Origin of the sequence: Mesorhizobium sp. (assembly GCF_017306585.1) — a bacterium.
Taxonomy (GTDB): domain Bacteria; phylum Pseudomonadota; class Alphaproteobacteria; order Rhizobiales; family Rhizobiaceae; genus Mesorhizobium.
This window is the reverse complement of record NZ_JAFKIC010000304.1, coordinates 1-11,412: the sequence shown is the minus strand read 5'-3', so window position 1 is coordinate 11,412 and position 11,412 is coordinate 1. Positions and strand designations below refer to the sequence as shown.

11 protein-coding genes are annotated in these 11,412 nt (G+C 62.6%); 4 read left to right on the top strand and 7 right to left on the bottom strand.

The annotated features are described in order from the left end of the window. Positions 1-63: 63 nt before the first annotated feature. The gene (tdh, locus tag J0I79_RS33750; protein ID WP_292870107.1) at positions 64-1,098 is read right to left on the bottom strand and encodes an L-threonine 3-dehydrogenase; all 1,035 of its coding nucleotides are present in this window, start codon (positions 1,096-1,098) and stop codon (positions 64-66) included. Positions 1,099-1,143: 45 nt separating this feature from the next. After that, positions 1,144-2,331, bottom strand: a complete 1,188-nt coding sequence (locus J0I79_RS33745; RefSeq protein WP_292870104.1) for a glycine C-acetyltransferase — start codon at positions 2,329-2,331, stop codon at positions 1,144-1,146. A 297-nt stretch (positions 2,332-2,628) separates the two neighbouring features. Between J0I79_RS33745 and J0I79_RS33740 the strand changes: the two genes are divergently transcribed. After that, positions 2,629-4,704 (top strand): EAL domain-containing protein, encoded by a 2,076-nt coding sequence (locus tag J0I79_RS33740; RefSeq protein WP_292870101.1) that lies wholly within the window; start codon positions 2,629-2,631, stop codon positions 4,702-4,704. A 75-nt stretch (positions 4,705-4,779) separates the two neighbouring features. Beyond that, positions 4,780-5,520: a polysaccharide deacetylase family protein gene (locus J0I79_RS33735; protein ID WP_292870098.1), complete on the top strand. Its 741-nt coding sequence runs from the start codon at positions 4,780-4,782 to the stop codon at positions 5,518-5,520. Between the two features lie 5 nt (positions 5,521-5,525). Here the strand turns inward: J0I79_RS33735 and J0I79_RS33730 are convergent, their stop codons facing one another. Continuing rightward, positions 5,526-6,041 (bottom strand): MarR family winged helix-turn-helix transcriptional regulator, encoded by a 516-nt coding sequence (locus tag J0I79_RS33730; RefSeq protein ID WP_292870095.1) that lies wholly within the window; start codon positions 6,039-6,041, stop codon positions 5,526-5,528. A 116-nt stretch (positions 6,042-6,157) separates the two neighbouring features. On the opposite strand from J0I79_RS33730, the gene J0I79_RS33725 reads away from it, so the two are divergent. Beyond that, positions 6,158-6,565: a hypothetical protein gene (locus J0I79_RS33725; protein ID WP_292870092.1), complete on the top strand. Its 408-nt coding sequence runs from the start codon at positions 6,158-6,160 to the stop codon at positions 6,563-6,565. Between the two features lie 125 nt (positions 6,566-6,690). On the opposite strand, the gene J0I79_RS33720 is transcribed toward J0I79_RS33725, so the two are convergent. Continuing rightward, positions 6,691-8,736 carry an NADH:flavin oxidoreductase gene (locus J0I79_RS33720; RefSeq protein WP_292870089.1) on the bottom strand — a complete coding sequence of 682 codons (2,046 nt, stop codon included), beginning with the start codon at positions 8,734-8,736 and terminating at the stop codon, positions 6,691-6,693. Positions 8,737-8,840: 104 nt separating this feature from the next. Here J0I79_RS33720 and queF point away from each other — a divergent pair, with 104 nt between their 5' ends. Next, positions 8,841-9,302 (top strand): preQ(1) synthase, encoded by a 462-nt coding sequence (queF, locus tag J0I79_RS33715; protein ID WP_292870086.1) that lies wholly within the window; start codon positions 8,841-8,843, stop codon positions 9,300-9,302. A gap of 8 nt (positions 9,303-9,310) precedes the next feature. Here queF and J0I79_RS33710 read toward each other — a convergent pair whose 3' ends face one another. The 3 genes from J0I79_RS33710 to J0I79_RS33700 form a co-directional block, all read right to left on the bottom strand. Next, the gene (locus tag J0I79_RS33710; protein WP_366015716.1) at positions 9,311-9,754 is read right to left on the bottom strand and encodes a hypothetical protein; all 444 of its coding nucleotides are present in this window, start codon (positions 9,752-9,754) and stop codon (positions 9,311-9,313) included. Positions 9,755-9,926: 172 nt separating this feature from the next. Beyond that, on the bottom strand, positions 9,927-10,406 hold the full coding sequence (locus J0I79_RS33705; protein ID WP_292870080.1) for a DUF3828 domain-containing protein: 480 nt from the start codon (positions 10,404-10,406) through the stop codon (positions 9,927-9,929). Between the two features lie 97 nt (positions 10,407-10,503). Then, a partial coding sequence (locus J0I79_RS33700; RefSeq protein ID WP_292870077.1) for an ABC transporter substrate-binding protein occupies positions 10,504-11,412 on the bottom strand: 909 nt, incomplete at its 5' end.

Sequence of the window (11,412 nt, the reverse complement as noted above, 5' to 3'; positions counted from 1 at the left end):
GGGGGAGATGTCCGGCAGGACAGAGGGGGGCGCGAAGGAACTCTTCGTCTCCGCCGACGCGCCCTACCAGTCCATCACCACCTTGCCCGAACTGCCGCTGCGCATCGCATCGAAGCCCGCCTGGAAATCATCGATGCCAATGCGATGCGTGATGAGCCCCGACACATCGAGCGGACCCTGCACCAGGGCGATCATCTTGTACCAGGTCTCGAACATTTCACGGCCGTAGATGCCCTTGAGATGCAGCATCTTGAAGATGACCTTGTTCCAGTCAATCTCGAAGCCGGTCGGAGCGATGCCCAGAATGGCGATCTTGCCGCCATTGTTCATCGTGTCGATCATGTCGCGGAAAGCGGGGGCCGCGCCCGACATTTCGAGCCCGACATCGAAGCCCTCGGTCATGCCGAGCGCCGGCATGACGTCGCGCAGTTTCTCCTTGGAGGCATCGACGACGTGCTGGACACCGAGTTTCTTGGCCAATGCCAGCCGCACCGGATTGATGTCGGTGATGACCACCTTTCGCGCGCCGACGCATTGCGCCACCAGCGCGCCCATGATGCCGATCGGTCCGGCACCAGTGACCAGCACGTCTTCGCCGACCAGATCGAATGACAGCGCAGTGTGAACGGCATTGCCCAGCGGATCGAAGATCGCGGCGATCTCGTCCTGCACGTCGTCGGGGATCGGCACGACATTGTGTTGCGGGATCGCCAGATATTCGCCGAAGGCGCCGGGCCGGTTGACGCCGACACCGAGCGTGTTGCGGCACAAATGCCCTCGCCCGGCACGGCAGTTGCGGCAATGACCGCACACGATATGGCCCTCGCCCGAGACACGCTGGCCGACCTTGTATTCGGTCACCGCCGCGCCGAAATCGGCGACCGTGCCGACGAATTCATGGCCGGTCACCATCGGCACCGGCACCGTCTTCTGCGCCCACTGGTCCCAATTGTAGATGTGCACGTCGGTGCCGCAGATCGCGGTCTTCCTAACCTTGATCAGCACGTCGTTGGGGCCGATTTCCGGCACCGGAACCTCTTCCATCCAGATGCCCGGCTCGGCCTTGGCCTTCACCAGCGCCTTCATCATGTTCGACATTCTGTTGTCCCTTGAATCTCTTGATCCGGAATCGCTTTTGGCTGCTCAGGCAATCACGCCCAATTCCTTGCCGACCTCACCGAAAGCCTCGACCGCCCGATCGATATCGGCGCTGGAGTGCGCCGCCGACATCTGAGTACGGATGCGCGCCTGCCCCTTGGGCACCACCGGGAACGAAAAGCCGATGACATATATGCCGCGCTTCAGCATGCGCGCCGCCATTTCCTGCGCCAGGCTGGCATCGCCAAGCATTACCGGGATGATCGGATGATCGGCCCCGGCCAGCGTGAAACCGAGCTTGCCCATCTGCGACCGGAAGCGCGCCGCATTGGCATATAGGTGCTCGCGCAAGGCGTCGCCATTGCGGATCAGGTCGAACACCTTGATCGAGGCGCCGGCGATCGCCGGCATCAGCGTGTTGGAGAAGAGATAGGGCCGCGAGCGCTGGCGCAGCCAGTCCACCACCTGTTTCTTGCCCGAAGTGTAACCGCCGGACGCCCCGCCCAGCGCCTTGCCGAGCGTACCGGTGATGAGGTCCACCCTGCCCTCGACGCCGCAATGCTCGGCCGAGCCACGGCCGTTCCTGCCGACGAAGCCAACGGCATGGCTGTCATCGACCATGACCATGGCATCATATTTGTCGGCGAGATCGCACACGCCCTTGAGGTTGGCGATGATGCCATCCATCGAGAACACGCCGTCGGTGGCGATCAGCCGGAAGCGGCAATCCTTCGCCTCCTTCAAGCGTGCCTCGAGATCGGCCATGTCGTTGTTGGCGTAGCGAAAGCGCTTGGCCTTCGACAGCCTGACGCCATCGATGATCGAGGCGTGGTTCAGCGCGTCCGAGATGATGGCGTCATCCTCACCGAGCAACGTCTCGAACAGGCCGCCATTGGCGTCGAAGCAGGAGCCGTAAAGGATGGTGTCTTCCAGGCCGAGGAAGGAGGAAATCGTCGCCTCGAGTTGCTTGTGCTCTTCTTGCGTGCCGCAGATGAAGCGGACCGAGGCCATGCCATAGCCGTAGCGATCCAGCGCCTGAGTTGCGGCTGCCCTCAACTCAGGGCTGTCGGCGAGACCGAGATAGTTGTTGGCGCAGAAGTTCAGCACTTTCTCGCCGCCGACCTCGATCTGCGCGGACTGCATGGACGAGATCACCCGTTCGGATTTGTAGAGCCCGGCCGATTTCAGCCCGGCAAGCTCGCCGTCGATATGGGAAAGGAATGCTGCGGTCATGATCGGGCCTCGTTTGACGTGGGCAGACTGTCGTCCCGCCGGCGCAAAAAATCCATCGCAAAAGCGACCGTATCAGGTGGCCGGACAGCATCGACCTCAATGCCGCAGTCCATCCTGCAGGGATGCAGGCATCGTGAATGTTCAAATGCAGGTCGATGGCGAAAGAACCCGATAACCATTCGGCGATGTTTACCCTGCTCCCCCTTGCCGCAAGATCATCGGTTTCCAGTCCTGTTAAGGTTTGCAGTTCAATGGTGCTCATACAGGAATCCGTTGGCGAGAGGGCCGCCCCCGAAAATGTCGCAGCAGCCGGTGCAAACCGTTTCAGGCAAGCTCATACTGCTGATCAAGGCTGGCTACTGGCTGGCGCTGCTGATCATTGCCGCCATGGTGGCGGCTTCCTTCGTCCTGCTGCAGCAGACGATGGCGACGCAGCAGAACAACCACACCTTGCTCGATATCGTCAGCACGCAAAAAACGCTGTCGCAGCGCATCGTCTTCCTTGCCAGCGCGACGGGCGCCGCTTCGCGCGACAAGCAGCCGGCGCTGGTCAGCGCGCTGAAACAGGCGACAGGGGAGTTCGAGAAGAACTACGACCTGCTGCTCAAGCAGACCGGGGCAGACCCGGAATCGACGGCGAAACAGGATCCCAGGTCGATCGAGAGCGTGCTCTTCGCCAAACCCTTCCATCTCGACTATTTCTCGGTCGGGCTGATCGCCAATGGCGACCGCCTGATCTCGGCCTTCGAAACGCAGCTCAACAGCGCCGACAATGACGGCTACAAGGGCGGCGCCGAACGCGTAAACCTCGATGCCTCGGTCGCCAATGCCACCTTGTCGGGCTATGCCGCGCTCGGGCAGCGTATCAACGCGGATGCCGACGAGCGCTCCGAAAAGCTGCTTGCCCTGCACCGCACACTCTTCTACGCCACCTTGGGCGTCATCCTGCTGGTGGCGCTGTTCATCTTCCGGCCGATGTCCAACGCGATCCTGCGCAAGACGCGTGAGCTGGTCGACGCTCGTAATTCGATGGCCTTTATCGCCGTTCACGACGGCCTGACCGGCCTGCACAACCGCACCTTCCTGACCGACCATTTCGATACGCTGATCAAGGGCGCGCACCGGCGGCGCGAACGCCTGGCTGTCGTCCAACTCGACCTCGACCGGTTCAAGCAGATCAACGATACGCTCGGCCATGCCGCCGGCGACTATGTGCTGGTGGTAACGGCGCAGCGCATGCGCGATTCCTGCCGGGCCTCGGATCTGTGCGCGCGGCTCGGTGGCGACGAATTCGTGATGATCCTCAATGGCGCCGGCACCACCGAGGACATCAACATGCTGGCGCGGCGCATCCTGGCTCAGATCAACGAGCCGATCGTCTTCCAGGGCACCACCATTCTTCCGGGCGCCAGCGGCGGTATCGCGGTCTATCCGATCGACGCCGACAACGCGCAGGACCTGCTCGTCCACGCCGATCTGGCGCTCTACTCCGCCAAGAAAATGGGCGGCGGCAACTTCTCCTTCTTCTCCGAGGAACTGCGCCGCGAACTCGATTACCGCAAGCAGCTGGAACACGACATCAAGGTCGCCATTTCCGAAAGGGCGTTCCAGGTCTACTTCCAGCCGCAGGTTTCGCTGACCAATGGCGCCATCAGCGGGATCGAGGCGCTGGTGCGCTGGAACCACGCCGAACGCGGCATGATCTCACCAGGCGAATTCATTCCGGTCGCCGAAAAATGCGGGTTCATGCCCGAGATCGGCCGCATCGTGATCAGCAAGGCGATCAACGAAGCGGCCGAATGGAACCGTGCCGGGATTTCCTTCGGCCGGCTCGCCGTCAACGTTTCGGGCACCGAGCTGCGCGAGCATGATTTCGATACGTTTCTGTTCGAGACGCTGGAAAAAGCCGGGCTGCCACCGCAGAAGCTGTCGCTGGAGATCGTGGAATCCGTCATCCTGGACGACGAAAAGACAGGCATCGCCGCAAAGCTGCGTCACATCAGGGCGGCCGGAGTCCATCTGGAACTCGATGATTTCGGCACCGGCTATGCATCTCTGAGCCACGTCAATCCAAACGAAATCGACCGGCTCAAGATCGACCGCCGCTTCGTCCAGAACATTCATGAGAACGGCGACAATTCCAAGATCGTGCGCGCCATCACCGAGCTTGCCCGGGGGCTCGGCATCTCTATCGTCGCCGAGGGCGCCGAAACCGAGGCCGAACTCAACTCGTTGATGGCCATCGGCTGCGACCAGGTGCAGGGCTATTCCATCGCTTTCCCGATGCCGCAGGACAAGGCGCTGGAATGGCTGACCGCTCGCATGCCGAAGAAGAAGGCCCGGCTGACGGTGCTGCAAGGCAGCCTCGCATAGCGCGGTTTCGGCTCGCCTTGACAACCAGCCGCGGAAATGGCGGCCTGTAGCGACCACAACCGGATACTGCGCCTGATGACATTCTTTCGGTTTGTCCTGGCAGCGATGTTGGTCTGCGCATCGCCGGCCCATGCGGCGGATCGCACCATATATCTCACCTTCGACGATGGCCCGCTGAACGGCACCGGCAACATTCTCGACGTGCTCGAGGCCGAGCAGGTGCCGGCGACATTGTTCATGGTCGGCATGCACGCCGAGGCGAATGCTTCAAACAAGATGCTGGTGCGGCGCGCCAAGGCGATGCCTCTGGTGACGATCGGCAACCACAGCTACAGCCACGCCTATAACCATTACCGGCACTTCTACAGCGATACCGAAGGCGTGGTCGCCGACATGCTCATGGCCAATGCGGTGCTTGGCTTGAAGCCAGCGGTGCACGCGCGCCTGCCTGGGCGCGATGTGTTCCGGCTGCCTTCAATGTCGAAAAACGACAACTCACTCGGCCAGGCACAAGCCGGCCGCGAGGATCCCGACTACGAGTTCGTCGCGGCCTCCGGCTTCTATCTCTATGGCTGGGACCACGAATGGGTGCACAAGGACAGCGGCGAGCCGGTGCAGAGCGTCGACCATCTGGTCGCCGAGATCGATCACCTGTTCGGCTATGGCCGCTTCGCCAAGCCCGGCAAGCTCATTTTGCTGATGCATGACGAGATGTTCCAGGATGGTTTTGACGGCAAGACCAAGCTGACGGAGCTGATCAAGGCTCTCAAACTGCGCCATTACACTTTTGGAGCGATCGCCGGCTACGACGGCTGAGCCTTTTATGGTTTGACTTGCCGAGCCGGTTTGCGGGAAAGAGACGGCTCGCCACCCTTGCCGCCGGGTAATCCGTCCCCGATGCCGCGAAGGTCGGCCTCGACATTGGCGCGCAACGCCGCCAGCACCTCGGCGAACTCGGCCAACCTGTCATCCGGCAATCCGGTGCGCAGCCGTTTGTCGAAGGCAAGTGCGGCCATCCGCAATCTATCGAACATGGCGTCTCCCGCCTTGGTCAATTCGACCAGATGAACCCGGCGGTTGACGGGATCGCGGCGCCGCGTCAGCAGGCCCTGCGCTTCCATCGCATTGAGGTGATGGGTCAGGGTCGCGCCCTGGATGCCGATCATTCCCGCGAGTTCGCGCTGATTGGCAAGGGCACTCGACTTCACCGACAGCAGGGTGAGCCAGACGGGCAAGGTGCCGCCCGCCTCGACCAGGGCGGCATCGAAGGCCTGGGCGACAAGCTTGGCGGTGCGGCCGAGATTCATACCGACCGGCGGGCGTTCAAAAGGTGTCATTGCCGGGACACTAGACGGTGTTTCACGCGGATGGAACTGGCTTCCAATGATCAATTGACATCTAATCGTTAGATACCTAACTATATACTCATTCGCGGCTCACGAGGAGATCGGGCATGCAGTATGTCTATATCGTCACCATCGGTCTTCACGTCATGGCAGGCGTGTTCTGGGCCGGCACCACCATCACGCTTGCCCGCGATCCCGAGATCAGGGCCGAGCGCTTCATCCGGCCGCAAATGGGCGCCTCCGGCATGGTTTTCCTGACTGGCGCGTTGCTGTGGTATTTCTTCCACGGCGCCTATTTCGGGTCGATGGAAATGGTACTGGCGCTCGGCATCCTCACCGCCTTCGCCGCCGCCGGCGTGCTCGGCGCCATGGTCGCGGGACCAAGCAGGCGGCTTGCCGGCACGGACGCGGCAACCGAGGTTCAGTTGCGCGCCAGAATGGCCATGGGCGAGCGCATTGCCGCCGGGTTGCTGGTGGTCACCGTGCTGTGCATGGCGATCGCGAGGATGATCTGAGCATTGCCTCACGGCGATGGTGCGTTGCCCGGCTCTGGCCATCAACGCACGGGCACGCCGGCCGGGCCGACGTACATGGGCTCTCGTACGAGGCTCGGCCGCGTGCCAACGGTTTCCTAACGCCCTCAGATGCGCAGGCCGAACCTGATCCCGTCATAGATGGCGGCGTGGATGTTGCGGGAGGCGACCGCGTCGCCGATGCGCAACAACACGAAGCCGCCTTCGGGGTTGCGTGCCGGAAAGATGTCGCCTCCATTGACCAGCCGCGCGTAGTCGACGGCGCCGCTGTTTCGCGACAGCGGTTTCAGGCTGAGGTAGAGCTCGTCGAGCGGCGCCGTCCCGTGCTCGACCACCACCTGGTCGACCCTGCGCTCGCCCCGCCAGCCGTCGGCGAAATCCGAAGCGAGTTCGGCAATCAGTTGATTGCCTTCGCGCCGCACCGAACGCAGACGCGTGTTGATGGTAATGGTGACCCCCTTCTCGTGGAAGGCCCTGACATAGGGCACATGGTTCATGCCGCCCATTTCGGGAGCGAAGAAACGCTCCGGCGAGACCAGTTCCAGTCTTGAGCCGCTGTTGGCGATCAGTTCAGCCGCGCCCATGCCCTGATGGCCGCCATTGTCGTCGAAGAGCAGGACATTCTCGGCCGGCTTGACGCTGCCGGCCATGATGTCCCAGCTCGAGGTGACGAGATTGTCGCCCGCCGTCAGCGACGGATTCTGCGGCAGGCCGCCGGTGGCGACGACCACCACGTCGGGCGCCAGCGCCAGGACATCGTCCTTCTCCGCCCAGGTGTCGTAGCGTATCTCGACGCCCAGCCGGTCGAGCTCGGCCAGCCGCCAGTCGATGATGCCGATCAATTCCTTGCGTCGCGGGTTCTGCGTTGCCAGACGCACCTGGCCGCCAGCCTGGCTCGAGGCTTCCAGCACCGTCACCTGATGGCCGCGCTCGGCAGCCACCCGCGCGGCCTCCAGCCCGCCCGCGCCGGCGCCGACGACAACGACCTTTCGTTTCGGCCCTTTGGTTTTGAGGATGATGTGCGGGATGTCGGCCTCGCGGCCGGTCGCGGCATTGTGGACGCACAGCGCCTCGCCGCCCTCATAGATACGGTCGAGGCAATAGGTGGCGCCGACGCAGGGTCGGATTTCGTGCTCGCGGCCCTCCATCACCTTGCGGATGATGTGCGGGTCGGCGATGTGCGCGCGCGTCATGCCGACCATGTCGAGCTTGCCGGTGGCGATGGCGTGGCGCGCCGTGGCGACATCGGAGATGCGCGCGGCATGGAAGGTAGGGAACTTGGTCACAGCCCTCACCTCGCCGGCGAAATCGAGATGCGGCGAGGAGCGCATGCCGGTGACCGGAATGACCTTGGTGAGTGCCGCGTCGCTTTCGATCGAGCCACGAATGATGTTGAGGAAATCGACCTTGCCGGAGTTGGCCAGACGCCTGGCGATCTCGACGCCTTCCTCCTTCGACAGGCCCTGCGCAAAATCCTCGTCGGCGACCATGCGGATGCCGACCACGAATTTGTCTCCAACCGCCGCCCGCACCGCGTCGAGCACCAAATCGGTGAAACGCAGGCGGTTGTCGAGCGAACCGCCGAACGCGTCGTCGCGATGGTTGGTTGCCGGCGACCAGAAGCCATCCATCAGATGGCCGTAGGATTCGAACTCGATGCCGTCGAGACCGGCGGCCTGGCAGCGCTGCGCGGCCGATGCATAGTCGGCGACGATGCGTTCTATGTCCCAGTCCTCGATGGTCTTCGGGAAAGCGCGGTGCGCCGGTTCGCGCACCGGCGAGGCCGACAGCACCGGCAGCCAGTCGGCCTTGTTCCAGCCGGTGCGGCGGCCAAGATGCGTGATCTGGATCATCACCTTGCAGTCATGCTCATGGCAGGCCTCGGCCAGTTCGGCCAGCCACTGCACGATGCGGTCGTCATAGACATGAAGATTGCCGAAGGCGGCCGGGCTGTCGCGCGAGACGATCGCCGAGCCGGCGGTCATGGTCAGCGCCATGCCACCCTTGGCCTTTTCGGCATGGTAGAGCCGGTAGCGTTCCTTCGGCATGCCGTCCTCTGAATAGGCCGGCTCGTGGCTGGTCGACATCACCCGGTTCTTCAGCGTCAGGTGCTTGAGCTGATAGGGTTGGAGAAGCGGGTCGTTGCTGGTCATCTTCTTCCTGCCGTTTCAATGTCGCGCACCGGATCGATCCGAAAACCGCTGCGCGGCGTTCCTTCCGGTGCTAATGAGCGCGGCAAATCCAAGGACAAACCGCGATGATCGATACAAAAACCCTCACCCAGCTCGGCGCGCACGTCGAGACGCCACAGAGCCCCGAACAAGCGGTCCTGGAAACCGTGCCGTTCCAGCGTGGCGACGGACCGCCCGCCATCGTGCGCTTCACTGTTCCCGAATTCACTTCGCTCTGCCCGGTTACCGGACAGCCGGACTTCGCCCATATCGTCATCGATTACGCACCCGATGCCGACCTGGTGGAATCGAAGTCGCTGAAGCTGTTCATGACCTCGTTCCGCAATCATGGCGCCTTCCATGAGGACTGCACCGTCATGATCGGCCGGCGCATCGTGGCGGTAACCAAGCCGCTGTGGCTGCGCATCGGCGGCTACTGGTTCCCACGCGGCGGCATTCCGATCGACGTCTTCTGGCAGACCGGCGCGCCACCGGAAGGCGCCTGGCTGCCCGACACCGGCGTCGCGCCGTATCGCGGAAGGGGCTAGCTCGGCCATCACTCGCACTGATACTGGCTTAGCGCCCATTCGCCGGTCACCGACAGCAGGTCCGATATCTTCCATTGCCCGTCGACCTTCTTGAATTTCCATTCGAGGCGGTGCGGGTTGTTGTCGATGACGAAGGCAACGATGACCTTGGCCTGGTCGCCATTGATCGCCTCGAGCGTCTTCAGGCTCTTGTCTATCTGGTCCTTGTCATAGTCGGCATTGTCGAGCGCCATGTTGGGGTCGAGGCATTCCCCCTGCCCGGATTTGCGCAGCGCATCGCTCTTGTCCAGGACGGTCTTCGCGGGATCGGTGAAATGGCCGCGCTGCGCCGGATCGATCTCAAGATTGACCTGATCGTAAAACGGCCTGACCACTGCCGTCGGCGATCCCGGCTGGATCGGCGCGGCCGGCCCTGTCGGCGGCCAGGCGACCGGCGGCGTCGCCGGCTCCACGGCGCCGCCCGGCGCGGTCGCGGGCGGTGACCCGCCGCTGTCGGCTGGCGCGGGCTGCGCCGGGGCGTTTGCCGGCGGCGGACCCAACAAGCCTTGTGCAGCGGCCCCGTTCAAGCCCAGCGCCAGCAAGCACATTGCCGATAGCGCCAAAAACGACCGGCGGGCCATGGCATCACTCCGGATCTTGGCCCGCCATGCATTCGAGCTTGCTCAGCGTCCAGTCGTTGGTCTTCGAGGTAATGTCCGAGATCCTCCACTTGCCATCGACCTTCTTGAGCGACCAGTGCATCTCGCGTTGTGAATCGTCGCCTTCCGGAAAGAGGCTGAAGTTCGCAACCACCTGCGCCGTGTCGCCATCGACCGTCTCGGAGAGCTTCAAGGTCTTCGAGATGGTCTTCTGGTCGAAATCCTGAGCATCGAGGCCCGGATCGAAGTCGATACAGGCGACCTGGTCGGGATTCTTCTTGGTTGCCTGGTCGTTGAGATCGAACAGTTTCGTCACTGGTTCGGTGAAGCGGTCGCGATACTGGGCGTCGGCCTCGAACTTGACCTCGGGAACATAGAAGAATTTCACGGCATCGGACGCCGGACCGGCAAAGGCGGCGGCGGGCAAGGCTGTCGAAAGGACGGCAAGGAGCATGGTCAGTCGCATGCAGGATCTCCGGCTTTTGATGGCTTGAAGCAATCAACACCACGCATCCTGCATATCGACTTTTTTGCGGTCCATGAAGCCCCGTGCCGCCTGGTTTTCAGCCATCCAGCCAGACATTCTGGAGGTCCATCTCGAAGGTCTGATGGACGCCGTAGTTCTTCACCTTCTTGCTCGTGTGACTGTAGAGCTTCTGCCAGAACGGCTGGATGATGACGCCGGAATCCTGCAGGATCTGTTCGACATCCTTCATCACCTCCTTGCGCTTGGCGACGTCGATGAGCGACAGCGCCTGTTTCAGCTTGGCGTCGAAGTCCGGATTGGAATAGGCGGACTCGTTCCACGCCTCGCCGGTCCGATAGCCGAGCGCCAGCACCTGGACGCCGAGTGGGCGCATGTACCAGATCGTCATCGAATAGGGATATTTCGTCCAGTCGTTCCAGAAGGTCGACCCCGGCAAAACCGTGCGCTTCACCTTGATGCCGGCGTCGCGCAGTTGACCGGCGATGGCATCGCCGGTGTTCTTCTGCCAATCGTCCTCGATGGTGATCAGTTCATGCTCGAAGTCGGCCTGGCCGGCTTCCGCCATCAGCTTCTTGGCGCCGGCGGCGTCGCGCTCCTTCTTGGGCAACGCGTAATATTCCGGATGGATCGGGCTGACATGGTGGTTCTCGCCGACAGTGCCGCGGCCATTATAGCCGAGTTGCAGCACCGCATTGTTGTCGACCGCCATCTGCAGGGCGTTGCGCACGCGCTTGTCGTCATAGGGCTTGTGCGTGACATTGGTGCGCGCGACCAGCGTGGTCGCGGTCGCCACCTCGGACTTCACCAGTCCCATCTTGTCGAGGATGTCGATGAAATCTGCCGGGCTCTCGAAATTGAGATCGATCTCGCCGGAATCGAAGGCGTTGACCGTGGCGTTGAAATCGGTGCCGTAGTCGATGAACTGGACGCCGTCGAGCGGAGCTTCGCCGCCCCACCATTTGCCGTTCTCGCGGCGCTTGACCAC